Genomic DNA, 26,525 nt, shown 5'->3' with positions numbered 1-26,525 from the left:
CCCCTCTCGGGGAGAGGCGGTAGAGAACCTGTTGTTTCAGGTTTTCTCCCCGCTCTCTTGGGGAGAGGGGCCCGGAGTGAGGGCACTCGCCAGCGTATTGATCAAGTCCACCGGCAACGGAAATACAATCGTCGTCGTCCGATCGCCGGCGATCTGCGTCAGCGTCTGCATATAGCGCAGCTGCATCGCCTGCGGCTGCCGCGCCAGCATCTGCGCGGCTTCGAGCAGTTTCTCGGAAGCCTGCATTTCCCCCTCCGCATGAATCACCTTCGCGCGCCGCTCGCGCTCGGCCTCGGCCTGCCTTGCGATCGCGCGCACCATCGACTCGTTGATATCGACGTGCTTGATCTCGACGTTCGAGACCTTGATGCCCCACGCATCGGTCTGCGCGTCGAGCACCTTCTGGATATCGAGGTTGAGTTTCTCGCGCTCGGCGAGCATTTCGTCGAGCTCGTGCTTGCCCAGCACCGCGCGCAGCGTGGTCTGCGCGAGCTGGCTCGTGGCCTCGAGAAAGTTGGCCACCTGGATGATCGCGCGCTCGGGATCCACCACGCGGAAATAGACCACCGCGTTGACCTTCACCGACACGTTGTCGTGCGAGATCACGTCCTGCGGCGGCACGTCCATGACCACCGTGCGCAGGTCCACGCGCACCATCTGCTGCACGGCCGGAATGATCAGCACGAGCCCAGGCCCCTTGACGCGCCAGAAGCGGCCGAGCATGAAGACCACACCGCGTTCGTACTCGCGCAGCACGCGTACCGATGCAATGACCAGCAGCGCCAGCAGGAAGATCAGACCGCCAAAGCTGAATCCAAACGCCATGAGAGACTCCTTGTAGTTGTCCTGCGCCCGTCGAACTTCCCGAAAATCTGCGTCAATCGAGCCATCAGTCGATGGCAATCACATCGAGTACGAGTCCGTCCCGCGCGGTCACGCGCACCGACTGTCCGCGCGCCAGCGGCGTGGCGGTGCGCACGCGCCACTGCTCGCCATCGACGGAAGCCCATCCATCGTGGTCCAGCGTGGCATCGGCGATCACCATGCCGGTCCGGCCGACGATCGTATCCCCGCCGCTGACGATGGGCCGCCGTCGCGTGCGCAGCACGAGCGCCGACATCGCGAATACGAACGCCACGGACGAGAGCGCCAGCACCGCGATGACCGTCAGCGGAATGCCGAAGCCGGGCACGTCGGTATCGATCAGCATCACGGCGCCAATGGCAAACGCCACGGCGCCGCCGACACCGAGCACGCCCAGCGTGGGCAGGAACATCTCCGCGACCATGCAGCCGATGCCCAGTGCGACCAGCGCAAGGCCCGCATAGTTCAACGGCAGCATCTGCAGCGCGAACAGGCCGACTACCAGGCAAATGGCGCCGATGACGCCGGGCGCGACCATGCCGGGCGTGGAGAATTCGAAAAGCAGCGCGTAGATGCCGATCATCATCAGCACCAGCGCCACGCTGGGGTCGGTGATCACGGCCAGCAGCCGCGCGCGCCAGTCCGGCTCGGTGGCCACCACGGGCGCGTTCGCCGTGCGCAGCACGCGCTGGGCGCCCGCCGCCTCGACCCTGCGGCCGTCGATCTGCCGCAAGAGCGCGGGCAGGTCCGGCGCCACGAGGTCCGCCACATGCTGCGCGACGGCTTCGCTCGCCGACAGGCTCACGGCCTCCCGTACGGCCCGCTCGGCCCATTCCACATTGCGCTGTCGCAGTTGCGCGAGGCCGCGGATATACGCCGAGGCATCGTGCATCTGCTTGCGCGCCATCGTGTCCTCGCTGCCGGCACCGGCCGGCGCCGAGGCGGCTCCGCGGTCCCCATGGTCGCCACGCTGCGGGCCACCGATGCCGATGGCCACCGGACTGGCCGCGCCGACATTGGTGCCGGGCGCCATGGCCGCGATATGGCTCGCGTAGAGGATGTACGCCCCGGCGCTCGCCGCGCGCGCGCCGCCGGGCGACACATAGGTCGCCACCGGCACGGGGGAGGCGAGAATCGCCTGGATGATGTCGCGCATCGAACGGTCGAGACCGCCCGGCGTATCCATTTCGATCACGACGAGTTGCGCATTGGCACGCCGCGCCTGTTCGATGCCGTGGGTCACGAAATGCGCGGTGGCCGGGCCGACCGCGCCGCGCAGCGGCACCACGTAGACGGGCGCGGTCGCGGGGGCGGTATCCACGGCCTGCGCGGGGGCGGCGCCCGACAGGGCCAGCGCACAGGCGAATACCGCCAGCAGCGCCTGGCCGGCGCGCCATGCCAGGCGGGTCATCCGGGGGGCGATCTTGCCGAAGGGGAGTGCCATGGTCGCGCGCGCGTCCGGAAGGAATGCCGTGACCGCGCCACTTCCAAGTGTAGACCACCGGCCACATCGCGACGGCGGCCGGGCACTCGCGATGGCCGCCTGGCCGGACTGGCGCTACAGTAGCGGTTTCAACACCCTCGCGACCATCGATGGCGCGAGATTTTTACTAGGAGTCAGTGGTAATGCCAACGTTTCGAATCGAGTTGTTTGAAGGACGTCCTCTCGATCAGCGCCGCAAGCTGGTCGAGGCGGTGACGCGCGTCACCTGCGAGACACTGGGCTGCGAGCCCGGCAGCGTCGATATCATCATCGACGAGGTCAAGCGCGAGAACTGGGCCACCGGCGGCAAGCTCTGGTCCGAACAGAAGTAAGCGCGGGTCCATAAAAACGACAGATAAACGCCAACGTAGAAGAGCGAGCCCTCACATGCAACCCTACCGTTATTGCCCGCAGTGCGGCGCCTCGTTGCAGGTGCTCCCGCATGCCGGACGTGACCGCAGCGCCTGCGTCACGGAAGGATGCGGATTCGTGCACTGGAACAACCCGCTGCCCGTGCTGGCGGCCGTGGTGGAGTACGAAGACAAGCTGTTGCTGGCGCGCAATGCGGCGTGGCCGGAAAAGATGTTCGCGCTGGTCACAGGCTTTCTCGAGCGTGACGAGACGCCCGAGCTCGGCGTGGCACGCGAACTCAAGGAAGAGACCAATCTGGACACCGAATCGGTGTCGCTGATCGGCGTCTACGAATTCATGCGCAAGAACGAGCTGATCATCGCCTATCACGTGAAGGCGAGCGGCACCATCGCGCTGTCCGAGGAACTGGCCGAATACAAGCTCGTAGCACCCGAGAAGGTGCGCATCTGGAGTGCGGGCACGGGCTTCGCGGTCGCGGATTTCCTGCAGGCCCGCGGTTATCCCGTGCGTTTCTTCGACCGGCAGACCGGCGAGGATATCGAGGACCCGCGCAGGCCGACGGACTTCAGGCGCTTGGATGCTTCGCTACAATACCGGCTGTAGTGAGATCCGATACGGCCGATTTGAAACGGGAAGACGAGGTATGGAATTTCAGAAGGAAGTGGACGCGCGCGGCCTGAATTGCCCGCTGCCGATCCTGCGTACGAAGAAGGCCCTGGCCGATATGGCAAGCGGCGATGTGCTGAAGGTGCTGGCGACCGATCCGGGCTCGCCGCGCGATTTTCAGGCGTTTGCCAAGCAGACCGGCAATGAACTGCTGTCCCACCAGGAAGTGGACAAGGTCTTCACGTTCTACATGAAGCGCCGCTGAGAGGGCGCTGACCCCTCTCCCGGCGGGAGAGGGGTGAAAACCATCAGCGATTTGCCAGATAGGCACTGAATTCGTCCCGCACCTCGGGGTGCTTGAGCGCGAATTCCACAGTGGCCTTCAGCAGGCCCAGCTTGCTGCCGCAGTCGTAGCGCACGCCGTTGTAGCGGTACGCGAGCACCTGTTCCTGATCCAGCATCGACTGGATCGCATCCGTCAGCTGGAATTCGCCGCCCGCGCCGGGCTTCAGGTCGCGGATATGGTCGAAGATACGCGGCGTCAGGATATAACGGCCCACCACGCCGAGGTTCGACGGTGCGTCCTCGGGCGCCGGCTTTTCGACGATGCCCGACATCTTGATCACGCGCTCGTCCCATTCGCGGCCTTCCACCACACCGTAGGAACGGCTCTGTTCGGGGGCGATTTCTTCAACGCCGAGCACCGAGCAGTTGTAGTGGTTATAGACGTCGACCATCTGCTTCATGATCGGCGTGTCGCCGTCGAGCAGATCGTCCGCGAGCATGACCGCGAACGGTTCGTCGCCCACGAGCTTGGCGGCGCAGAGCACCGCGTGGCCCAGACCCAGTGCCTCGGGCTGGCGCACGTAGAAGCATTCCACGTGCGACGGCTTGATCGAGCGCACCACATCGAGCAGCGCGCGCTTGTTCTTGGCTTCGAGTTCGGCCTCGAGTTCATACGCCTTGTCGAAATGATCCTCGATGGCGCGCTTCGAGCGGCCCGTCACGAAGATCATCTCGGTAATGCCGGCAGCCATCGCCTCTTCCACGGCATACTGGATCAGCGGCTTGTCCACCACTGGCAGCATCTCCTTGGGGCTGGCCTTGGTCGCGGGCAGAAAACGGGTGCCCAGTCCCGCGACCGGGAAGACGGCCTTGGTGACGCGGTTTTCCATATCAGAATTCCTTTCTATTCCGGTGGCTGTTGCCGGTGCATTACCGTGCCGGATGGCCGGGGGGGTCGTCTGTCCGTGACTGTCCGACTTTTCTCACAATAGTCGGATGCTGCACGGAAAACGGCACGCAACTTCCATGCCGATCCCCGCGCGGTGTCTCGTAGTTCAGGCGGCGGGCAGTCGCTGTAGTTGATCCTGCAGCTTCGCCAGCGTCTGTTCGAAATCCGACAAACGCTGCGTTTCCTGCGCGACGACGGCCGGCGGCGCCTTGGCCACGAAGCTTTCGTTGGACAGCTTGCCGCGGCACTTGACGATCTCGGCACCGATGCGATCGGCTTCCTTGGCCAGGCGGATACGCTCGGCCGCCACGTCGATCTCGATCTTCAGCAGCAGGTGGTTCCCGCCGACGATCGCCACCGGCGCGCCGGCACCCTCGCGCATCAGCTCGGATTCGTCTTCGAACACGCGCACTTCCGAGAGTTTCGCGAGCGCCTGCACATAGGGCCCCACGGACTTCAGGAACGCGCTGTCGCCGTGCGCATAGAGCGGAATGCGTTGCGCCGGGGAAATATTCATCTCGCCGCGCAGGTTACGGCACGCGTCCACCACGGCCTTGAGCTGCGCCACCCATTGCTCGGCGGCTTCGTCGAGCTTGGCCGCCGCGGGCTGCGGGTAGGCCTGCAGTGCGATCGACTCGGTGCCGTCGCCCTTGGCGCGGTCCGCCAGCGGGGCGACCTTTTGCCACAGTTCCTCGGTAATGAACGGGATGATCGGGTGCGCGAGGCGCAGTACCGTCTCCAGCACGCGCAGCAGCGTGCGGCGCGTGGCGCGCTGTTGCGCGGGCGTGCCGTTCTGGATCTGCACCTTGGCCATTTCGAGGTACCAGTCGCAGTACTCGTCCCATACGAACTTGTAGATGGCGCTGGCGATATTGTCGAAACGGTATTCCGCGAAGCCCTTGTCCACCTCGGCTTCCACGCGCTGCAGCAGCGACACGATCCAGCGGTCCGCCTGCGAGAAATCGAGATAGCCTTCGGGACCGCAATCCTTGTTGCACGGGCCCATGCCGCAGTCATGGCCCTCGGTGTTCATCAGCACGAAGCGCGTGGCGTTCCACAGCTTGTTGCAGAAGTTGCGGTAACCCTCGCAGCGGCCCGTGTCGAAGTTGATGTTGCGGCCCAGCGTGGCCAGCGACGCGAACGTGAAGCGCAGCGCGTCGGCGCCGAACGAGGGAATGCCGTTCGGGAATTCCTTCTTCGTCTTCGACTCGATGCGCGGCGCGTCCTTCGGACGGCGCAGGCCCGTGGTGCGCTTCTTGAGCAGCGGCTCGAGTTCGATGCCGTCGATCAGGTCAACGGGGTCCAGCGTGTTGCCCTCGGACTTGCTCATCTTCTTGCCTTCCGAGTCGCGCACGAGGCCATGCACGTACACGGTGTGGAAGGGCACCTTGCCGGTGAAGTGCCTGGTCATCATGACCATGCGCGCCACCCAGAAGAAGATGATGTCGTAGCCGGTGACCAGCACCGACGACGGCAGGAAGTGCTGGATCTCGGGCGTCTCTTCGGGCCAGCCCAGCGACGAGAACGGTACCAGCGCGGAAGAGAACCACGTGTCGAGCACGTCTTCCTCGCGGCGCAGCGGGCCGGATCCGCCGGCTGCCTGCTGCTTCGCCAGCGCTTCTTCCTCGGTGCGGCCGACGTAGCAGTTGCCCGCGTCGTCGTACCAGGCCGGGATCTGATGGCCCCACCACAGCTGGCGCGAGATGCACCAGTCCTGGATGTTCTCGAGCCACTGGTTGTACGTGCTGTTCCAGTTTTCCGGCACCAGCTTGATCTCGCCGCTCTTCACGGCGTCCAGCGCCACGTCGGCGATGGAACGGCCCGGGAAATACGTGCCTTCCGGCGCGGGCTTGCTCATCGCGACGAACCACTGGTCGGTCAGCATCGGCTCGATCACGCTGCCCGTACGCTCGCTGCGCGGCACCATGAGCTTGTGCTTCTTGATCTCGCCGAGCAGGCCCTGCGCGTCGAGGTCGGCGACGATCTGCTTGCGTGCGTCGAAGCGATCGAGCCCCGCATACGCGGCCGGCGCGTCGGCGACGATCTTCGCGTCGAGCGTGAGGATCGAGAGTTGCGGCAGGTTGTGGCGCTGGCCCACCGCATAGTCGTTGAAATCGTGGCCCGGGGTCACCTTGACCACACCCGTGCCGAACGCGCGATCGACGTATTCGTCGGCGATCACGGGAATCTGGCGATCGGTCAGCGGCAGCTTGACGAACTTGCCGATCAGATGCGCGTAGCGCTCGTCTTCGGGGTGCACCATCACCGCGGTATCGCCGAGCATGGTTTCCGGACGCGTGGTGGCCACGGTCAGGTGGGTCAGGCCGCGCACGCCGTCGGCCTCCACGAGGGGGTAGTGGATATGCCAGAGCGAGCCGTCTTCCTCGACGCTGTCCACCTCGAGGTCCGACACCGCGGTGCCGAGCACGGGATCCCAGTTGACGAGGCGCTTGCCGCGGTAGATCAGACCCTGTTCATACAGGCGCACGAACACCTCGGTCACGGCCTTCGACATGTCCGGGGACATCGTGAAGTACTCGCGCGTCCAGTCGATCGATGCGCCCATGCGGCGCACCTGGCGCGTGATGGTCGAGCCCGACTCTTCCTTCCATGCCCAGACCTTCTCGGTGAACTTCTCGCGGCCGAGGTCGTGGCGCGAGACGCCCTGCGCCTCCAGCTGGCGCTCCACGACGATCTGGGTGGCGATGCCCGCGTGGTCCGTGCCAGGTACCCACAGCGTATTGGCGCCGCGCATGCGCGCGTGGCGCGTCAGGCCATCCATGATGGTCTGGTTGAACGCGTGGCCCATGTGGAGCGTGCCGGTCACATTGGGCGGAGGCAGCTGGATCGCGAAGTTCGGCTTGGCGGGGTCGAACGTCGGCTGGGCAATGCCGCGGCGCTCCCATTCGGGGCCCCACTTCGCCTCGATGGCGGCGGGTTCGAAGCTCTTGGCAAGGGACTGGTCTTCTGCGGTCATGCTCGGTGTCGCTCGGTATCGGTATGTCTTAGGGGCCGCGTCGGCAAAGGCGTCGGCGAAACGACAAATTATAGGGGATAAGGGGCCGGTATAATCCCGGCTATCCGCAAAGGCCCTTTCTTGACGCAAATCCAGCGAATGTCCAACCTGCTCGCCAATCTCAACGCCGAACAACTCGCCGCCGTCACGCTACCCGACGAGCCGGCGCTGATCCTGGCGGGCGCTGGCAGTGGCAAAACCCGCGTGCTGACCACCCGGATCGCCTGGCTGATCCAGAACGGCCACGTTTCGCCGGCCGGCGTGCTCGCGGTGACCTTTACCAACAAGGCGGCCAAGGAAATGCAGACGCGGCTGGCCGCGATGCTGCCCATCAACACGCGCGGCATGTGGATCGGCACGTTCCACGGGCTGTGCAACCGCATGCTGCGCGCGCATTTCCGCGATGCGGGCCTGCCGCAGACATTCGCGATCCTCGACTCGCAGGACCAGCTTTCGTCGCTCAAGCGCCTGCTCAAGGCGCTCAACGTCGATGACGAGAAGTACCCGGCCAAGAACCTCCAGTACTTCATCAACAACGCGAAGGAGCAGGGGCTGCGGCCGGCCGACGTCGAGGCCAACGACGACTACAACCGCCGTTTCGTGGACCTGTACGCCGCCTACGACGAGCAGTGCCAGCGCGAAGGCGTGGTCGATTTCGCCGAATTGCTGCTGCGCTGCTACGAGCTGCTGCGCTACAACGACGCGATTCGCGAGCACTACCAGCACCGCTTCCGCCATATCCTCGTCGACGAGTTCCAGGACACCAATGTGCTGCAGTACCAGTGGCTCAAGATGCTGGCGGGGTATGGCACGGGCCGCGCGGCCGCGGTGTTCGCCGTGGGCGACGACGACCAGAGCATCTATGCGTTCCGGGGCGCGAACGTCGGCAATATGCGCGACTTCGAGCACGAATTCCGCGTGCGCCAGCTGATCAAGCTCGAGCAGAACTACCGTTCGCACGGCAATATCCTCGATTCCGCGAACCATCTGATCTCCCATAACTCGCGCCGGCTCGGCAAGAACCTGCGCACGGACGCGGGGCATGGCGAACCGGTACGCGTGTTCCAGGGCGGCTCGGACGGGCAGGAAGCCTCGTGGATCGTCGAGGAGATTCGCGACCAGATCGCGCAGGGCATGTCGCGCTCGGAGATCGCGATTCTCTATCGCAGCAACGCGCAGTCGCGGGTCATCGAGCATGCGCTGTTCTCGGCCGGCATCGCGTACCGCGTCTATGGTGGCCTGCGATTCTTCGAACGCGCCGAAGTCAAGCATGCGCTGGCCTATCTGCAGCTGATCGAGAATCCGCGCAACGACGCGGCGTTCGGCCGCGTGGTCAATTTCCCGACGCGCGGTATCGGCGCGCGCTCGCTCGAGGCGCTGCAGGATGCCGCGCGCCAGTACAACTGCTCGCTGTCGGAAGCGGTCGCCTATGTGCCCGGCAAGGCCGGCAGCTCGCTGGGCGCGTTTATCCGCCTGATCGACCAGATGCGCGCCGAAACGCGCCGCATGACGCTGCCCGAGATGGTCGAGTACGTGACCAACACGAGCGGCCTGATCCAGCATTACCGGGCCGAGAAAGAAGGGCAGGACCGCATCGAGAACTTGCAGGAACTGGTGACCGCCGCGCAGGCCTTCGTGATGGAGGAAGGCTACGGACTGGACGCGCCCGCGGCGGTGCTGCCGGCCGGGCAGACCGGCACGCCCGCGCTGGCCGAGGGCGATCAGGCCCAGCAGGTGCTCGACCCCGAGCAGTTGCCCGTGGTCATGACCCCGCTGGTCGCGTTCCTGACCCATGCCTCGCTCGAGGCTGGCGACAACCAGGCGCAGGCTGGCCAGGATGCCGTGCAGATGATGACCGTGCATGCGGCCAAGGGGCTCGAGTTCAACGTGGTGTTTATCACCGGCCTCGAAGAAGGGCTGTTCCCGCACGAGAACAGCGCGATGGAGGCCGACGGGCTCGAGGAAGAACGCCGCCTGATGTATGTGGCGATCACGCGCGCGCGGGAGCGGCTCTACCTGTCGTTCGCGCAAAGCCGTGTGCTGCATGGCCAGATGCGCTACCACGTGCGGTCGCGGTTCTTCGAGGAGCTGCCGGAAGGCGCATTGAAGTGGCTCACGCCCCCGCAGCAGGCCTACGGTGGCATGGGCGGCGGGCGCCGCGAGAAGTCGGAGTCGGCGTGGGGCCGGGACTGGTTCAAGCGGCCGGAGGATGTGGCCTACACGGGCACGAAGCCGACAGGCGGCATGGACACCGGGAACGGTTACGCCGACAGCAAGCGCGCGGCCGAAACCGGCTTCCGCGTCGGGCAGGGCGTGTTCCACAACAAGTTCGGCGAGGGCAAGATCACGGCCATCGAGGGCGAGGGCGCCAATGCCCACGCCCAGATCAACTTCAAGCGCCACGGGACGAAGAAGCTGGCGCTTGGCGTCGCCAAGCTGGACCCGATCGACTGATCAGGCCTGAACCGACGTCGCCTCCGGCTCCGCGGGGGCGATATTGAAGCAGCCGCGATAGGTGGCGTAGAACGAGCAATACAGGATCGCGAGCATCAGCAGCGAATACGGCGTGACGAGGAACGACAGCACCGCCTCCGCGCCAAACGCCGCGAACACCGCTTCCAGGAAGAACGGAATCGCGACCATCAGCAGCGCGAACAGCACCGCGTACGTAAAGAACGCGCCGCGATTCCGCCAGCATGCGGTCCAGCTGAAGAACAAGGCCTTCACGGGCGGCACGCTGTGCCACGCCGCCAGCAGCGGCGCGAACCAGAACATCATCGCGATCGGCGTATAGAGCAGCGCGCCCAGCAGCAGCGCGTAATACAGCTGCCGCACCGACTCCGCCGACGGTTCCTCCTGCTTGAGCAGAATCGGCGCCAGCGTGCTGATATCGACGAGCGCGCCCGCGATCAGGCTCAGCGTGAATACCATGACCGCATAGATCGCGCCGAGAATGAGCAGATTGCGCGTGGCCTGCTTGCCGTTGGTCCGGAACCCCGATAACAGCACGGTCGGCAGCACACGCTTGTTCTGGATCACGTCGCGACAGGCCGTCATCACCCCCACGTACAGGCCGGGCGTCACCACGAGCAGCGCGATCACGCCGAACAGCGGGACGAAAATGGCCAGCTGCGCCGCGATCAGGTAGATGAACAGCAGCATCAGGAACGCGAGCGGATTCTTGCGAAACAGCCAGATGCCCTGGCGGAACCAGACGTAACCTTCCTTGGCGGGAACTTCCAGTAATTGCATGGGAATCAGATCCAGGGGAGCGCGGTGGCGTCGACGCGCCGGCGCAGGATACGTTCGAAGTGGGTCGGATCATGCGGTTGCAGCATGTCCGCCTCGCGCGGCAGGAAAAAGTCCCACAGACGCGATACCCAGAAACGGAGCGCGCCGGCACGCAGCATGTCCTGCCAGTGCGCGTGTTCGTTGCCGGTCAGCGGCCTCACGGCATGATAAGCCGCGAGCAGCGCGCGCGCACGCGCGTCGTCGAGCGTGCCCGTGGGCACGTCGATACACCAGTCGTTGACGGTCACGGCCAGATCGAACAGCCACTTGTCGTTGCCGGCAAAGTAGAAGTCGAAAAACCCGCCGAGCTTGTATTTGCCCTGTTCGGCGGACTCGAACAGCACGTTGTCGCGAAACAGGTCGCAGTGGCAGGGCCCGCCCTGCAGCGCCGCGTAATCGGCGCTGCCGAAGAACGCGGTCTGGTGCGCGAGCTCGTCGCGCAGCAGCGCATGCTGGTCCGCATCGAGGAACGGCGTGATCTCGGGTTCGGTCTGCTGCCACCAGGCCAGGCTGCGCAGGTTCGGCTGCTGCCGCGCGTAGTCCACGCCGGCCAGATGCATGCGCGCGAGCATGTCGCCCACCTCGGCGCACTGCTGCGCGTTGGGGGCCAGCTGCGAGCTGCCGGGCAGGCGGGTGACGATCGTGGCGGGCTTGCCCTTGAGCGCGCGCAGGATCTCGCCGTCGCGCGCGGGAATCGGCGCGGGCACGCTGATGCCGTGTCCCGCCAGATGCGCCATCAGGTGGAGGTAGTAGGGCAGCTGTTCGAACGTCAGCCGCTCGAAGATCGTCAGCACGTACTCGCGCACGTGCCCGTCCCGCTCCATCGTCAGGAAGAAATTGCTGTTCTCGATGCCCGAGGCGATGCCGCGCAGCGCGCGCACTTCGCCAAGGTCGTAATCGAGCAGCCAGCTAGCGATCTCGTCCTGCGAGACCGTGGTGAAAACAGCCATTGTTGTCGTGTGAATCGATGCGGAATGCGGCGAATCTGCAAGCGGAAGGGTCCGCGGGCAAACCTGCCGCCACGGCGGGCAGAACCCGCCGGGCCGGCGCGGACCGGCGAGACCGCCAGTCCGTGGGTGAACAGAATCTGAACTGCGTTGGAACGATGCCCTGGCTACGCGGCCATGCGGTAACTGGCCCGCGCCCGTCACCACTGCAGGTTGACGGACGGCACGCGGTTCACGTCATGGTCGCGAAACTTCGGCGAACTATCTTCCGGCTTGCTCATCTGGTAGCTGGTGCCGAACCCCGATCGTACCTGGATGTCCGTGGCCTGCCCCTTGTTGCGATACTCGCGCACCTGCGTGCCATCGCGTTCGTTGAGCTCGAAGCTCGGCTCCCGCGGCTGGTTCAGCTGGCTCTTGACCGCCGGCGCGATCGGCTGGTTGTTGATCCGGTTCAGTTCCTGCTGGGTCAGTGCATTGCTCTGCTCGCCGTTCGGCTGGGCCATGGCCAGCGCGGGCGCGCCGAGGGCAAGCGCAATGCCCGCGGCAGCGAACAGGCGCTTCAGCGAGGCGGCAGGCGGTACGTCGCCATCGTCGGATGTGACGAGGCGTTGTTGCGTGGGGGAGGTCATCCGGGGCTCCTGAGCGTGCGGCGGCAGGTCCGGCGGCGCCGGACCTGGCAAACAGGATTCCATTCTAGCAATTCCTGCCGCACTCTGGCCGTTCCCGTGGCGCCCGGGCCACCCCAGCAATGCCTTACAGATAGAACATTTCTTCTTTCGGCGGAATCGGGTGGTCGCCGCCGCGCTTCTCGTAGTACTCGTACACCGCCTCGAGAACCTCCTGCGGCTCATCGACGATCTTCATCAGGTCCAGATCGTGCTCGGCGATCAGGCCCATGGGCAGCAGCGTGAAGCGGAACCAGTCGAGCAGGCCCTTCCAGAAGCGGCTGCCGTACATCACCACCGGTACCGAGCGCGACTTGCCGGTCTGCACGAGCGTGAGCACCTCGGCCAGTTCGTCGAGCGTGCCGAAGCCGCCCGGCATCACGATGAACGCATCCGAGTTCTTCACGAACGTGACCTTGCGCGTGAAGAAATGGCGGAACCGCATGGCGATGTCCTGGTAAGGATTGCCCTGCTGTTCATGCGGCAGTTCGATATTGAGGCCGACGCTCGCGGACTTGCCCGCGTGCGCGCCCTTGTTGGCCGCTTCCATGATGCCCGGGCCGCCGCCCGAGATTACCGCGAAGCCCGCGTCGGAGAACAGCCGCGCGATCTCGATCGTCTTCTGGTAGTACGGCGAGTCCTCGCGCAGGCGCGCGCTGCCGTAGATGGAGACGGCCGGGCGGATCTCCGAGAGGTACTCGGTCGCCTCGATGAACTCTGCCATAATCGTGAACATTTGCCACGAGGCGCGCGCCTTCTTTGCGGTTGCGCGGTCTTCGTCGGCGAGCGCACGAAGGCTCGGAATCATCTTGCGCGGGTTGGTGCGCGCGGCGGCAGCCGCAGCCGCGGCTTCCTGTTCCTCGGGCGATTTGCCCTCGGCAGCGGCATCGGCCTTGGCCGCGATCGCGGCCGCGTGGGCCGACGCCGCTTCCGGCGGAGGATTCACGGTGTTGCCCGAGATGTCCGAGACATCCGTATCAGCGAGGGGGGTTCCGGCGTCGCCGCCGTTCGGAGCGCCTGTCAATTTTGAGTCCATGGGAATGTCGGATAGTCCAAAAACACTCTTGCTCGTCGATGGATCGAGCTATCTGTATCGCGCGTATCACGCGCTGCCGGATCTGCGAAATGGCGAGGGGCTGCCCACAGGGGCAATCTACGGCATGATCAACATGCTGCGCAAGCTGCGCAATGATTACCCGGCAGAGTATAGCGCCTGCGTGTTCGACGCCAAGGGCAAGACCTTCCGCGACGATATGTATCCGGCCTACAAGGAGCATCGTCCGTCGATGCCCGAGGACCTCGCGCGCCAGATCGAGCCGATCCACGAGGCCGTGCGCGCGCTGGGCTGGCCGATCGTGGTCGTGGAGGGCGTGGAGGCCGACGACGTCATCGGCACGCTGGCGCGCCAGGCGACGGCGCAGGGCGTGCGCACGGTGGTCTCCACCGGCGACAAGGACCTCGCGCAGCTCGTCGATGACCACGTCACGCTCGTCAACACGATGAGCGGCGAGGTGCTCGACCCGCCCGGCGTGGTCGCCAAGTTCGGCGTGCCGCCCGAGCGCATCGTCGACTATCTTTCGCTGATCGGCGATGCCGTGGACAACGTGCCCGGCGTGCCGAAGGTCGGTCCGAAGACCGCGGTGAAATGGCTGTCCGCCTACGGCACGCTCGACGCCATCATGTCGAACGCGGCCGAGATCAAGGGCGTGGTCGGCGAGAACCTGCGCAATACGCTGGAGTGGCTGCCCAAGGCGCGCGAGCTCGTGACGGTGAAGACCGACTGCGATCTGCGCGAGGCCGTGGCGGACTTCCACGCGCTGCGCGAGCTCGGCGAGGACAAGGACCAGCTCGCCGCGTTCTTCGCGAAGTACGGCTTCAAGTCGTGGCTGCGCGAACTGACGGGCGAAAGCCTGCCGAATCTGGCCAATGCGGCGCGCAATGGCAAGGGGGCCGCGTCGAAGGCCACGCCGTCGGCACAGGGCGGTCTGTTCGATCAGCCGGCCGCGTCGGGCCATGACGAGGCACTGCCCGCGGCGGACCTGCCGCCAGCCGAGGTCAGCTACGAGACCGTGACCACCGAGGCCGCGCTCGATGCGTGGATCGCGCGCATCGTCGATGCGCCGCTCGTGGCCATCGATACCGAAACCACGTCGCTCGATCCGATGCTCGCGCAGCTCGTGGGCATCTCGCTATCGGCCGAACCGGGTTCGGCGTGCTACATCCCGGTCGCGCATCGCGGCCCGGACGTCGCGGGCGTGGACAATTACGGCCAGCTGTCGCGCGAGTACGTGCTGGAGCGGCTGCGCGCGTGGCTCGAGGATCCGTCGCGGCCCAAGCTCGGCCAGCATCTGAAGTACGACGCGCACGTGTTCGCGAACCACGGCATCGCGCTGCGCGGCATCGAGCAGGACACGATGCTGGAGAGCTACGTGCTTGCCTCGCACCGCAATCACGGCATGGACAGCCTGGCCGAGAAACTGCTCAACGTGAAGACCATCACGTACGAGGAAGTCTGCGGCAAGGGCGCGAGCCAGATCGGCTTCGACCAGATCGACCTGCAGCGCGCGACGCAGTACGCGGCCGAAGATGCCGACGTGACGCTGCGCCTGCACCGGAACATGCATCCGAAGATCGAGGCCGCGCAAGGGCTGCGCTACGTCTACGAGAAGATCGAGATGCCCGTCTCGGTGGTGCTGCAGAAGATCGAGCGCAATGGCGTGCTGATCGACGCCGACCGCCTCGGCGCGCAGAGCGCGGAACTCGGCCAGCGGCTGATGGACATCGAGCAGGCCGCCTATGCCACGGCGGGGCAGCCATTCAACCTCGGTTCCCCGAAGCAGATCGGCGAGATCCTGTTCAATCAGATGAAGCTTCCCGTGGTCAAGAAGACGGCGAGCGGCGCGCCGTCGACGGACGAAGAGGTCCTGCAGAAGCTCGCGGAAGACTATCCGCTGCCGAAGATCCTGCTCGACTATCGCGGCCTCTCCAAGCTCAAGTCCACCTACACGGACAAGCTGCCGAAGATGGTGAACCCGAACACGGGGCGCGTGCACACGAGCTATGGCCAGGCCACGGCGGTCACGGGGCGGCTCGCCTCGACGGATCCGAACCTGCAGAACATTCCCGTGCGCACCGAGGAAGGCCGCCGCATCCGCGAGGCCTTTATCGCGCCGCCGGGCAGCGTGATCGTGTCGGCCGACTACTCGCAGATCGAACTGCGCATCATGGCCCATATCTCGGGCGACGAGAACCTGCTGCGCGCGTTCGCCAACGGCGAGGACATCCACCGCGCGACCGCGGCGGAGATCTTCAACGTCGAGCGCGAGGCGGTGTCGAGCGAGCAGCGCCGCTACGCCAAGGTCATCAACTTCGGCCTGATCTACGGCATGAGCGCGTTCGGCCTGGCGAGCAATCTCGGCATCGAGCGCGAGGCGGCCAAGCACTATATCGACCGCTACTTCATGCGCTATCCGGGCGTGGCCCGCTACATGGAAGAAACGCGCCAGACCGCGCGTGAACAGGGCTACGTGGAGACCGTGTTCGGCCGGCGCCTGTGGCTGCCCGATATCAACGGCGGCAACGGCCCGCGCCGACAGGCGGCCGAACGCGCGGCCATCAACGCGCCGATGCAGGGCACGGCGGCGGACCTGATCAAGCTGTCGATGATCGCGGTGCAGGACTGGCTCGAGTCCGAGAAGCTCGGCACGCGCCAGATCATGCAGGTCCACGATGAACTCGTGCTCGAAGTCCCCGAGGCCGAGTTCGAGCACGTGAAGGTGAAGCTGCCCGAGCTCATGTGCACGGTGGCCGAACTGCGCGTGCCGCTGGTCGCCGAGGTGGGCCACGGCGCCAACTGGGAGGAGGCGCACTGAAGAGGCTGTACTGAAGAGGCTGCACCGAGGACGCCGCGACGCGTACCGAGGTGTGCAGGCGAATGCAGGAAAATACCCTCATTCGCCGTATGGTCTGTACCCGTCCAGTGCCCCCGCGCACTGTGCACCGTGCGGTTTGCGCGCGCGGTCTAGTATGGAACACATCGATTGGCAGGCTTGCCCGGTTTGCTGCAATGCAGCAAACTGATGGCAACGAGCCTTGCGCCACCCAGCGCGGCCAACAGTGTTTCCAAAAAGATAACGGGTAGACCCAAATGACCAGTGAGAGAGAAGGCGCGGTACGGCAGGTCCATCGCATCATCGTGGTAGGCGGCGGGGCAGGCGGGCTGGAGCTCGTCACCCGGCTCGGCGACAAGCTGGGCAAATCGGGCGCGGCGCAGGTGATCCTCGTCGACCGCTCGCCCACGCATATCTGGAAGCCCCTGCTGCATGAAGTGGCGGCGGGCAGCATGGATCCGAATACCCACCAGCTCGAGTACGTTGCGCAGGCGCGCTGGCACAACTTCGAATTCCAGCAAGGTGAACTGACCGGCATCGATCGTGCGCGCAAGACGATTTCCGTGGCGGCGTGCGTCGATCTCGAAGGCGACGAACTGCTGCCCGCGCGCGAGCTTGCCTATGACACGCTCGTGCTGGCCATCGGCTGCGTCACGCATTTCTTCGGCGTGCCCGGCGCGGCCGAGAACGCGATCGCGCTCGATACGGTCGATCAGGCCGAGCGGTTCCGCCGGCGTCTGATTGCCGCGTGCGTGCGCGCGCAGAACGGCCGCGGGCGCGTCGGCGCGGATGGCCGGCCACGCATCGATATCGCGATCATCGGGGCAGGCGCCACCGGCGTCGAGTTGTCGGCCGAGTTGCGCAACACCGCGCATGTGCTCAACGCCTACGGGCTGCATCAGCTCGATCCGCGCCGCGATATCCATATCAACGTGATCGAGGCCGGTCCGCGCATTCTGCCGGCGCTGTCGGAACGCGTCTCCGCCGAAACCACCAAGCTGCTGCGCAAGCTCGACGTCGGCGTGCTGACCGCCGAACGCGTGACCGAGGTCACGCCCGACGCGGTGCTGACCGCGAGCGGCAAGCGGATCGACGCGGACCTCACCGTGTGGGCGGCCGGCATTACGGCGCCCGCGGTGCTCAAGACGCTGGACCTGCCGGTCAGCCGCATGGGGCAGATCGTGGTCGGGCCGACGCTGCAAAGCGAGACCGATCCGGACATCTTTGCGTTCGGCGACTGCGCTAGCTGCCCGTGGCCCGAGCAGCAGACCACGGTCCCGCCGCGCGCGCAGGCGGCGCACCAGCAGGCCACGTTCCTCTACGACGCCATTCGCGCGCGCCTCGACGGCCGACCGCTGCCGAAATTCCAGTTCAAGGACTTCGGCTCGCTCGTGTCGCTCGGGCACTTCAGCGCGGTGGGCAGCCTGATGGGCGGGCTGATCGGCGGCTCGATGTTTATCGAGGGGCTGATGGCACGCGTCATGTACACCTCGCTGTACCGGATGCACGTGCTGGCGCTGCACGGCGCGCTGCGCATGGGGCTGGATACCGTGACGCACTGGCTGCGCAGCAAGACGAATCCGCGCGTGAAGCTGCACTGATCGGCGTGTGCACGGGGCGGCATGTTTTCCCCTAGAATCAGCGGCGCTGCCCTGATTCCCGGAGAAACCGCATGTTCAAACCCGAAGTGGAAAGCCTCGTGCCCGGCCAGACGTTCGATCGCCGCGCGTTCGTCAAGACCGCGCTGGGCTCGGCGTTCGCCGCCGCCGCGCTGCCCGTCACCGCGCAAACGATCAAGACCGACTTCGCCGGCCTGACCGCCGGCGAGGTCACCGTGTCCTCCAACGGCTTCAACATGCCGGTCTATCGCGCCCAGCCCGAAGGCAAGTCGAACCTGCCCGTCGTGCTGGTCATCAGCGAGATCTTCGGCGTGCACGAGCATATCGCCGATATCTGCCGCCGCTTCGCGAAGCTCGGCTACCTGGCGGTCGCGCCGGAGCTGTTCGCGCGCCAGGGCGACCCGTCCAGCTTCGGCACGATCCAGGAACTGCAGACCAACATCATCGGCAAGGTGCCCGACGCGCAGGTCATCGGCGACCTCGACGCGCTCGTGGACTGGGCCGGCAAGAACGGCGGCGACCTCAACCGGCTCGGCATCACGGGCTTCTGCTGGGGCGGCCGTATCACGTGGCTCTACACGGCGCACAGCAAGCGCATCAAGGCCGGCGTCGCGTGGTACGGCGCGCTGGTCGGCGAACCCACTTCGCTCAAGCCGCGTAACCCCATCGATATCGTCAACGACCTGCACGCGCCCGTGCTCGGCCTGTACGGCGGCAAGGACACCGGCATCACGCAGGAACACGTGGCGAAGATGAAGGCGGCGCTCGCCGCGTCGTCCAACCCGAACGCCAAGGCATCGACGTTCGTGGTCTATCCCGAAGCGGGCCACGCGTTTCACGCCGACTATCGCGCGAGCTATGTCGAGGCCGCGGCGAAGGATGGCTGGCAGCGTTGCCTGGCCTGGTTCAAGGAACACAAGGTTGCGTGACCGTTCGACGAACGGAGGATTGCAATTCGCGCAGACCGTCGTACAATGCGGTCTTCGCGTTTTTGCAACCGTGTTGCGTTAAATCGGGCAGCACGGCCCCGGGGAGTCCATCATCCATTCCACGCTGTTGTATATCCTGCTTGCCGCGCTGATTTCGGGCGTGGGCAGTATTCTCGGAGCGGCGCTGCTGTCCCTGACGGTAGCCTCGCGCGTGGTCGAGCGCATGGTGAGCTTCTCCGTGGGCGTGCTGCTGGCGACCGCGCTGCTGCATTCGCTGCCGGAAGCGTTCGAGTCGGGCGCGGACACGCGCGCGCTGTTCGGCACGCTGCTGGCCGGGCTGCTGGGCTTCTTCCTGCTGGAGAAGCTCTCGCTGCTGCGCCATTCGCATCATCATGAGGGCGATGGCCACCACCATCACCATGGGCACGACCGCGAAGAAGCCGGCCGCAGCGGCATGACGATCCTCGTCGGCGACACGTTCCACAATTTTGCCGACGGCATCGTGATCGCCGCGGCGTTCCTCGCCGACCCGCATATCGGCATCGTGACGGCGCTGGCCATCGCCGCGCACGAGATTCCGCAGGAAGTCGGCGACTTTATCGTGCTGCTCAATGCGGGGTTCTCGAAGGCGCGCGCGTTCGCGTTCAACCTGCTGTCGAGCCTCGCGGCCGTGATCGGCGGCATCGTCGGCTATTTCCTGCTCGACCAGCTGCAGGCGTGGATTCCCTACGTGCTCGTCATCGCGTCGAGCAGCTTCGTCTATATCGCCGTGAGCGACCTGATGCCGCAGATGCAGCGCCGTCCGCGCTGGCGGGAATCGGCGATCCAGGTCGTGCTGGTTGCCGCGGGCATCGCGGCCATCGTGTTCATCACCAACGGCGTGCACGAAAGCCACGCGCACCATCACCAGCAACAGGGCGCGGCGGCACACTGACGGCCGCCCCCCCAGCCTTCCCCTGGCCGCCCGGCTTCAGTCCGCCGGGCCGGTCGCCACGGGCCGCTTCGGATCGGCGCTCCATTCGCTCCACGATCCCGGGTACAGCGCGGCACCGGTCAGCCCGGCCACCTCCAGCGCCAGCAGGTTGTGGCACGCGGTCACCCCCGAGCCGCACTGCATCACGGTCTCGGCCGGTGGCGTGCCGGCGAACAGCTGGCCGAATTCCTTGCGCAGCGTATCGGCCGATTTGAAATGGCCGTCGGGCCGCAGATTGTCTTTGAAGAACCGATTGATGGCGCCCGGGATATGGCCGCCTACCGGGTCGATCGTTTCGTTCTCGCCGCGGAAGCGGTCCGGTGCGCGCGCATCGACGACGAGGCGCGTCGGTGCGGTGAGGTTTTCCACGAGCGTGGCGGCATCGACCGTGGGCACGAGCGTCGAGCGCAGCGACAGATTGCCGGCCGCCTCCGGGGCGGGGTCGGGCGTATTCCCCGGCTCCAGCGGCAAGCCCGCGGCGATCCACGCGGCCTTGCCGCCGTCGAGCACGGCACTCGCTTCGTGGCCGATCCATCGCAGCAGCCACCAGAGCCGCGCGGCGTACATCGCCCCCTGCGCGTCGTACGCCACGACCAGCGTGTCGTCGTTGACGCCGAGCGCGCGCAGGCGCGCCGTCAGCAGTTCGGCGTCGGGCAGCGGATGCCGGCCGTTGACGCCGGTCTTCGGGCCGGACAGTTCGTTGTCGAGGTGCAGGTAATACGCGCCGGGCAGGTGGCCCTGGTGATACGCCTCGCGGCCCGCGGTGGGATTGGCGAGGTCGAACGAGCAGTCGATGACGACGATGTCGTGCGTGCCCCTGGCGCGCAGAGATTCGAGTTCGGTAGCGGAAATCAGCGGTGTCGGCATGGATGGACCTGTCGGGAAGTGCGTCCCGTGATCCTACACCCGCTACACCTCCGGATGGACTTCCGCTTCGGGCGACTTGACCGGCGTCGCGGGCGTCGGCTGGGCATCCGTGCTTTCGCCCGCGCGCATCAGCGTGGTGGCGATGCCGCTTGCGATGATCAGCGCCATGCCGAGCCACGATATCCAGTTCAGGCGATCGGACCAGATCAGCATGCCCCACAGGCTCGAGAACACGATGCCCGCGTACTGCAGGTTGGCGGTGAGCAGCGTGTTGCCGCGCTTGTACGCGCGCGTCATCGAGGTCTGGCCCAGCGTGGCGAGGATACCGATCGCCGCCAGCAGTCCCGCGCCGTGCCACGTATGGTGGCTGGTGCCGGCGATCAGCATCCATACGAGGCCCACCACGAGGCCCACCGCCGAGAAATAGAACACGATGCGGCCCTCGGGTTCGCCGAGCTGGCCGAGCTGGCGTACCTCGACGTAGGCGAGCGCCGTGAACACGCCCGAGATCAGGCCGATCAGCCCGCCCGTGAGCTGGTCCTTGCCGACCGACGGCTGCAGCAGGCACAGGACGCCCGCGAACGACAGCAGGATCGCGCCGATCAGCTTGCGGTCCGCGCCGCCCCCCGTTCCCGCGAGCGCCGCGCCGGCGCCCAGGATCAGCGCGATCCACACGGGCGACATGTAGTTCAGCGTCATCGCGGTGGCGAGTGGCAGGTACGTGATGGAGGTGAACCAGAGCAGCAGCGCGGTCACGCCGAAGACGCTGCGCTTGATGTGCATCGCCATCTGCGGCGTGCGGACCGGAATACGCTGGTAGGAGAGCAGCCCCCACATGATCAGCACGCCGATCAGGCTGCGGTAGAAGACGATTTCGCCCGTCGTGTAGAACTCGGATGCCAGCTTGACGCCCACCCCCATTAACGAGAACGCGAAGGCGGCGAACAACATCCAGAGCGATTGCATGACGATGAGAGGCGGGTGAAGGCGGGGCAGCGCGTGATTGTAACAGCGCATGCCCCGGGGCTTCAGCCGGTGTATTGCATGGCGCGCCGGTACCACTCGTGGAAATGCTGCATGCCGTCTTCCATCGGCGACTGATACGGACCCACTTCGCTCACGCCGCGCTTCATCAGCGCCGCGCGGCCCGCGTCCATGCGCTCGGCGATCTCGTCGTCCTCGATGCAGGTCTCCATGTACGCGGCGCGTTCCGCCTCGACGAACTCGCGCTCGAACAGCGCGATTTCCTCGGGGTAGTAGAACTCCACGACATTGCGCGTCTTGCGCGGACCCAGCGGATGCAGCGACGAGACGACCAGCACGTTGGGGTACCACTCGACCATGATGTTCGGGTAGTACGTGAGCCAGATCGCGCCGTGCTTGGGCAGCTTGCCGTTGTTGAACTGCAACACCGCGTCGTGCCACTTCTGGTACGTCGCGCTGCCCGGGCGCTTGAGCCCGGCGTGCAGGCCGACGGTCTGCACGCTATGCCACTCGCCGAACTCCCATTTGAGGTCGTCGCACGAGACGAAGCTGCCAAGGCCCGGGTGGAACGGCACGACGTGGTAGTCCTCGAGGTAGACCTCGATGAACGTCTTCCAGTTGTAGTCGCACTCGTGGACCTCGACGTGGTCGAGCATGTAACCGTCGAAGTTCAGGTCCTCGGCCACGCCCATGCGCGCGAGATCGGCGCGGACGTCGCGTTCGCCCTCGAACAGCAGCCCGTTCCAGTTCTGGAGCGGCGAGCGGTTCAGGTGCACGCAGGGCTGTTCCGCGAAGTGCGGGGCGCCCAGGAGCTCGCCCTTGAGGTCGTACGTCCAGCGGTGGAGCGGGCAGACGATGTTCTTCGTATTGCCGCGGCCGTTGAGCATGATGGCCTGGCGATGCCGGCACACGTTGGACAGCAGTTCCACGCCACCCGCGTTGCGCACGAGCATGCGGCCTTCGTCCTCGGCGCGCAGCGTATGGAAGTCGCCGACCTCCGGGACCATCAGCGTGTGGCCGACGTACCCTGGGCCCTTCCTGAACAGCAGATCCAGTTCTTGTTGATGCAGCGCTTCGTCGAAATAGACATCCACGGGCAACTGCGAATCAGCCGGCGCCAGCTTGAGCGCGGTGCTGAGATTGGACATTATCCCCACTCCCTATAACAGGCGAAAGCAGTGAACAACCCAACCATCGAAATATGAAAATCGATTTGGGAAACAGGGGTCAGACGCCACTCGGCGCAAGGGGTTCCTTCGCGGTTCCGCATGCCGCCGGGGTGGGCCGACGAACCCGGGATTGTACCCAAGGCCAAAAAATTAAGGGACTGATTTTTCTAACTTTTTAGCGAAAATGTCGACCCGGGTCGTCATTTAGTGCCCTAGGGGGCGCATTCGCCAAAAGACGACCCGAGCGCACAAGTCACTTCCATGAACGCATCTGCTGTACTCGTCACACGCAGTTGCGCGATCAAGCGGAAATCGGCCGGTTTGGCGTAGAATCCCCGCTTCCCCTGATCAAGGCCTCTCATGCCAAGAACGACGACCGCTCCGGTCCAGCCCGACGCCCCTGCCTCGTACGAAGCCGCCATGGCCGAACTCGAGACGCTGGTCGCGAGCATGGAATCCGGTGAACTGCCGCTCGAAGCGTCCCTCACGGCGTATCGCCGGGGCGCCGAGCTCGTGCGGTACTGCCAGCAACAGCTGGAGCGCGTCGATGCGCAGGTGCGTGTCCTGGAAGGCGAGGCGCTCAAGCCGCTCGCCGCCGACACGCGCGGCGACAACAATGGCAACGGGGCAGACTTCGAATGACCGATTTTGCAAGCTGGATGCGGGCGCAGGGCGCCCGGACCGAGGCTGCCCTCGACGCGGCGCTTCCCACCACGGACACAATTCCACACACCTTGCATGAAGCCATGCGCTATGCTGTCCTCGGCGGCGGCAAGCGTGTGCGCCCCCTGCTGGTCCACGCCGCGGGCGAAGTATCCGGTGCCACGCCCGAGGCTTGCGATGCCGCGGCCTGCTCGGTGGAGCTGATCCACGCGTACTCGCTGGTCCATGACGATATGCCGTGCATGGACGACGACGACCTGCGCCGCGGCCGTCCGACGGTCCACAAGGCCTACGACGAAGCGACCGCGCTGCTGGTGGGCGACGCGCTGCAGACGCAGGCGTTCCTGGTACTCACGCGGGCGCAGATGCTGGCGGCGGAAGCACGCATGACGCTGGTGGCCGAGCTGGCGATCGCGTCGGGCTCGGTCGGCATGGCCGGCGGCCAGGCGATCGACCTGCAGAACGTGGGCCTGGCGATGTCTCGCGAGGCGCTGGAAGGCATGCATCGGATGAAGACCGGGGCGCTGCTGCGCGCAAGCGTGCGCATGGGAGCGTTGTGCGGAAACATCGATACGGCCGGTCTGGCCGCATTGGACCGCTATGCGGCCGCGACAGGATTGGCGTTCCAGGTGGTCGACGATATCCTCGACGTCACCGCGGATACCGCCACATTGGGCAAGACCGCTGGCAAGGATGCCGCGAACGACAAACCGACCTATGTGTCGCTGATGGGACTCGACGCCGCGCGCGAGCTGGCGGAACAGCTGCGCACCACCGCCCACGAGGCGCTGGAAGGCTTTGGCGCACGTGCCGGGCGGCTGGCCGAACTGGCCGACCTGATCGTGCTGCGCCAGAACTGAGTCGCTATTACTGAAGAACAACAAGCCGGACGCGAAGAATCCGGCGGCCGAACGGACATCATGACCTACGCACTGCTCAACAAGATTGACGACCCCGCAGACCTGCGCAAGCTGGATCGACGCCAGCTGGACACGCTGGCCGAAGAACTCCGTGCCTACGTGCTCGAATCGGTCTCCCAGACTGGCGGTCACCTGTCGTCAAACCTCGGCACGGTGGAACTCACCATCGCGCTGCACTACGTGTTCCAGACGCCGTCGGACCGCGTGGTATGGGACGTGGGCCACCAGAGCTATCCGCACAAGATCCTGACAGGCCGCCGCGACCGCATGCATTCGCTGCGCCAGTGGGGCGGCATCTCGGGCTTCCCGCGCCGCTCCGAGAGCGAGTACGACACGTTCGGCACCGCTCACTCGTCCACCTCGATCTCCGCCGCGCTCGGCATGGCCATGGGCGCCCGCACGAAGGGCGAGGATCGCGTGGCGATCGCCGTGATCGGCGACGGTGCGATGACCGCCGGCATGGCCTTCGAGGCCATGAACAACGCGGGCGTGTACAAGGACGTGCCGCTGGTGGTCGTGCTCAACGACAACGACATGTCGATCTCGCCGCCGGTGGGCGCGCTGAACCGCCACCTCGCGCGCCTGATGAGCGGCCAGTTCTATGCGGCCACCAAGAAGGGCATCGAGAAGGTGCTGTCGGTGGCGCCGCCCGTGCTCGAGTTCGCCAAGCGCCTGGAGGAACATGCCAAGGGCATGGTCGTGCCGGCCACGCTGTTCGAGGAATTCGGCTTCGACTACATCGGCCCGATCGACGGTCACGACCTCGAATCGCTGGTGCCGACCATGCAGAACATCCGTCAGCGCGCGCTCGAGGGCCATGGCCCGCAGTTCCTGCACGTGGTGACCAAGAAGGGCCAGGGCTACAAGCTCGCCGAGGCCGATCCGATCCTGTACCACGGCCCGGGCAAGTTCAACCCGGCCGAGGGCATCCGCCCGTCGGGCAAGCCGTCGCGCAAGACGTACACGCAGGTGTTCGGCGACTGGCTGTGCGACATGGCGGCCGCCGACAAGCGCCTGATCGGCGTGACGCCCGCCATGCGCGAGGGGTCGGGCATGGTCGAGTTCGAGAAGCGCTTCCCGGACCGTTACTACGACGTCGGCATTGCCGAGCAGCACGCGGTGACGTTCGCGGGCGGCCTGGCCTGCGAGGGCCTGAAGCCCGTGGTCGCGATCTACTCGACGTTCCTGCAGCGCGGCTATGACCAGCTGATCCACGACGTGGCGCTGCAGAACCTGCCCGTGGTGTTCGCGCTGGACCGCGCCGGTCTGGTCGGCGCCGACGGCGCGACGCACGCGGGGGCCTACGATATTCCGTTCCTGCGCTGCGTGCCGAACATGATGGTGATGACGCCGTCCGACGAGAACGAGTGCCGCCAGTTGCTGAGCACCGCGTTCGCGCAGGACGTGCCGACCGCGGTGCGCTATCCGCGCGGCGCGGGCGTGGGCGCGGCCATTTCGGCCGATCTCGCGACGCTGCCGGTGGGCAAGGGCATCGTCCGCCGCGAAGGCAATGCGCGCGCGGGTCAGCGCGTGGCGTTCCTGGGTTTCGGCTCGATGGTGCATCCCGCGCTCGGCGCGGCCGAGGCGCTGGACGCGACCGTGGCCGACATGCGCTTCGTCAAGCCGCTGGACGTGGAACTGGTGAAGTCGCTGGCCGCGAACCACGATTACCTGGTCACCGTGGAAGAGGGTGCGACGATGGGCGGCGCCGGTGGCGCGGTGCTCGAGGCGCTGGCGGAAGCCGGCATCGAGATTCCGGTGCTGGTGCTGGGCCTGCCCGACAAGTTCATCGACCACGGCGACCCCGCGTTCCTGCTGTCGCAATGCGGCCTCGATGCCGCCGGCATCGAGCGGTCGGTGCGCGAGCGCTTTGCGATCGGGCAGTCGTCGTCGATCAAGGTGGCGACCCGCGTCGCCTGACGCGACGCGTTTCGCGATTCCTCCCGCAATACCCGGCGAGCCCGCACACATCGTGCGGGCTTTGTCTTTCCCGGGGCAGGGTTTTGCGATCTCTCGTAGAATCCCGACTTCAC

Annotated in this window: 22 protein-coding genes; 11 read left to right on the top strand and 11 right to left on the bottom strand. The window is 65.9% G+C overall.

Annotated features, from left to right (window positions below):
* Positions 1-36: 36 nt before the first annotated feature.
* Both FOB72_RS10755 and FOB72_RS10750 read right to left on the bottom strand, forming a co-directional pair.
* Positions 37-825, bottom strand: coding sequence for a slipin family protein (locus FOB72_RS10755; protein ID WP_150372499.1), 789 nt, complete (start codon positions 823-825; stop codon positions 37-39).
* Positions 826-889: 64 nt separating this feature from the next.
* Positions 890-2,308 carry an NfeD family protein gene (locus tag FOB72_RS10750; protein WP_223851302.1) on the bottom strand — a complete coding sequence of 473 codons (1,419 nt, stop codon included), beginning with the start codon at positions 2,306-2,308 and terminating at the stop codon, positions 890-892.
* Between the two features lie 182 nt (positions 2,309-2,490).
* Between FOB72_RS10750 and FOB72_RS10745 the strand changes: the two genes are divergently transcribed.
* From FOB72_RS10745 to FOB72_RS10735, 3 genes are read left to right on the top strand one after another with little or no spacing between them, the layout of a single operon-like run.
* A complete protein-coding gene (locus FOB72_RS10745) occupies positions 2,491-2,679 on the top strand; it encodes a 4-oxalocrotonate tautomerase (protein WP_150372498.1) in 189 nt (62 codons plus the stop codon).
* Between the two features lie 55 nt (positions 2,680-2,734).
* Positions 2,735-3,322, top strand: coding sequence for an NUDIX domain-containing protein (locus FOB72_RS10740; protein ID WP_150372497.1), 588 nt, complete (start codon positions 2,735-2,737; stop codon positions 3,320-3,322).
* 40 nt (positions 3,323-3,362) lie between these two features.
* Complete coding sequence (locus FOB72_RS10735; RefSeq protein ID WP_109581811.1) at positions 3,363-3,590, top strand: sulfurtransferase TusA family protein; 228 nt, start codon at positions 3,363-3,365, stop codon at positions 3,588-3,590.
* 43 nt (positions 3,591-3,633) lie between these two features.
* Here FOB72_RS10735 and galU read toward each other — a convergent pair whose 3' ends face one another.
* Positions 3,634-4,500, bottom strand: coding sequence for a UTP--glucose-1-phosphate uridylyltransferase GalU (gene galU, locus FOB72_RS10730; protein WP_150372496.1), 867 nt, complete (start codon positions 4,498-4,500; stop codon positions 3,634-3,636).
* 165 nt (positions 4,501-4,665) lie between these two features.
* A complete protein-coding gene (locus FOB72_RS10725; protein ID WP_150372495.1) occupies positions 4,666-7,536 on the bottom strand; it encodes a valine--tRNA ligase in 2,871 nt (956 codons plus the stop codon).
* Between the two features lie 138 nt (positions 7,537-7,674).
* Here FOB72_RS10725 and FOB72_RS10720 point away from each other — a divergent pair, with 138 nt between their 5' ends.
* Positions 7,675-10,029 (top strand): UvrD-helicase domain-containing protein, encoded by a 2,355-nt coding sequence (locus FOB72_RS10720; RefSeq protein WP_150372494.1) that lies wholly within the window; start codon positions 7,675-7,677, stop codon positions 10,027-10,029.
* Here the strand turns inward: FOB72_RS10720 and FOB72_RS10715 are convergent, their stop codons facing one another.
* The 4 genes from FOB72_RS10715 to FOB72_RS10700 all read right to left on the bottom strand — a co-directional run bounded on the left by FOB72_RS10715 (position 10,030) and on the right by FOB72_RS10700 (position 13,514).
* Complete coding sequence (locus FOB72_RS10715) at positions 10,030-10,827, bottom strand: BPSS1780 family membrane protein (protein WP_150372493.1); 798 nt, start codon at positions 10,825-10,827, stop codon at positions 10,030-10,032. It lies immediately after the preceding gene.
* 5 nt (positions 10,828-10,832) lie between these two features.
* A complete protein-coding gene (locus FOB72_RS10710) occupies positions 10,833-11,816 on the bottom strand; it encodes a homoserine kinase (protein ID WP_150372492.1) in 984 nt (327 codons plus the stop codon).
* A gap of 197 nt (positions 11,817-12,013) precedes the next feature.
* A complete protein-coding gene (locus tag FOB72_RS10705; RefSeq protein WP_223851301.1) occupies positions 12,014-12,442 on the bottom strand; it encodes a DUF2782 domain-containing protein in 429 nt (142 codons plus the stop codon).
* Positions 12,443-12,566: 124 nt separating this feature from the next.
* The gene (locus FOB72_RS10700) at positions 12,567-13,514 is read right to left on the bottom strand and encodes a TIGR00730 family Rossman fold protein (protein WP_191002131.1); all 948 of its coding nucleotides are present in this window, start codon (positions 13,512-13,514) and stop codon (positions 12,567-12,569) included.
* A gap of 4 nt (positions 13,515-13,518) precedes the next feature.
* On the opposite strand from FOB72_RS10700, the gene polA reads away from it, so the two are divergent.
* The 4 genes from polA (at position 13,519) to FOB72_RS10680 (ending at position 19,850) form a co-directional block, all read left to right on the top strand.
* Positions 13,519-16,350 carry a DNA polymerase I gene (gene polA / locus FOB72_RS10695; RefSeq protein WP_150372491.1) on the top strand — a complete coding sequence of 944 codons (2,832 nt, stop codon included), beginning with the start codon at positions 13,519-13,521 and terminating at the stop codon, positions 16,348-16,350.
* 275 nt (positions 16,351-16,625) lie between these two features.
* Positions 16,626-17,969 carry an NAD(P)/FAD-dependent oxidoreductase gene (locus FOB72_RS10690; protein WP_150372490.1) on the top strand — a complete coding sequence of 448 codons (1,344 nt, stop codon included), beginning with the start codon at positions 16,626-16,628 and terminating at the stop codon, positions 17,967-17,969.
* A 71-nt stretch (positions 17,970-18,040) separates the two neighbouring features.
* Positions 18,041-18,916: a dienelactone hydrolase family protein gene (locus FOB72_RS10685; RefSeq protein ID WP_150372489.1), complete on the top strand. Its 876-nt coding sequence runs from the start codon at positions 18,041-18,043 to the stop codon at positions 18,914-18,916.
* 127 nt (positions 18,917-19,043) lie between these two features.
* A complete protein-coding gene (locus tag FOB72_RS10680; protein ID WP_223851300.1) occupies positions 19,044-19,850 on the top strand; it encodes a ZIP family metal transporter in 807 nt (268 codons plus the stop codon).
* Positions 19,851-19,886: 36 nt separating this feature from the next.
* Here FOB72_RS10680 and FOB72_RS10675 read toward each other — a convergent pair whose 3' ends face one another.
* From FOB72_RS10675 to FOB72_RS10665, 3 genes are all read right to left on the bottom strand, one after another.
* Entirely contained in the window at positions 19,887-20,756 is an 870-nt protein-coding gene (locus FOB72_RS10675; protein ID WP_150372487.1) for a sulfurtransferase, read from the bottom strand.
* A gap of 42 nt (positions 20,757-20,798) precedes the next feature.
* On the bottom strand, positions 20,799-21,722 hold the full coding sequence (locus FOB72_RS10670) for a DMT family transporter (protein ID WP_150372486.1): 924 nt from the start codon (positions 21,720-21,722) through the stop codon (positions 20,799-20,801).
* A gap of 62 nt (positions 21,723-21,784) precedes the next feature.
* Complete coding sequence (locus FOB72_RS10665) at positions 21,785-22,888, bottom strand: aromatic ring-hydroxylating oxygenase subunit alpha (RefSeq protein WP_150372485.1); 1,104 nt, start codon at positions 22,886-22,888, stop codon at positions 21,785-21,787.
* Between the two features lie 381 nt (positions 22,889-23,269).
* Here FOB72_RS10665 and FOB72_RS10660 point away from each other — a divergent pair, with 381 nt between their 5' ends.
* Genes FOB72_RS10660 through dxs form a run of 3 tightly spaced genes read left to right on the top strand, consistent with a single transcriptional unit; the run spans position 23,270 to position 26,412 of the window.
* Positions 23,270-23,551: an exodeoxyribonuclease VII small subunit gene (locus FOB72_RS10660; RefSeq protein ID WP_150372484.1), complete on the top strand. Its 282-nt coding sequence runs from the start codon at positions 23,270-23,272 to the stop codon at positions 23,549-23,551.
* A complete protein-coding gene (locus tag FOB72_RS10655; RefSeq protein WP_150372483.1) occupies positions 23,548-24,432 on the top strand; it encodes a polyprenyl synthetase family protein in 885 nt (294 codons plus the stop codon). The genes FOB72_RS10660 and FOB72_RS10655 overlap by 4 nt, the downstream gene beginning before the upstream one ends.
* Positions 24,433-24,492: 60 nt before the next feature.
* A complete protein-coding gene (gene dxs / locus FOB72_RS10650; RefSeq protein ID WP_150372482.1) occupies positions 24,493-26,412 on the top strand; it encodes a 1-deoxy-D-xylulose-5-phosphate synthase in 1,920 nt (639 codons plus the stop codon).
* The last annotated feature ends 113 nt before the right edge of the window (positions 26,413-26,525 follow it).

The sequence above is a fragment of the Cupriavidus pauculus genome (genome assembly GCF_008693385.1).
In the GTDB taxonomy this organism is placed as follows: Bacteria; Pseudomonadota; Gammaproteobacteria; order Burkholderiales; family Burkholderiaceae; genus Cupriavidus; species Cupriavidus pauculus_D.
This window is presented reverse-complemented; position numbering and strand designations above follow the sequence as displayed.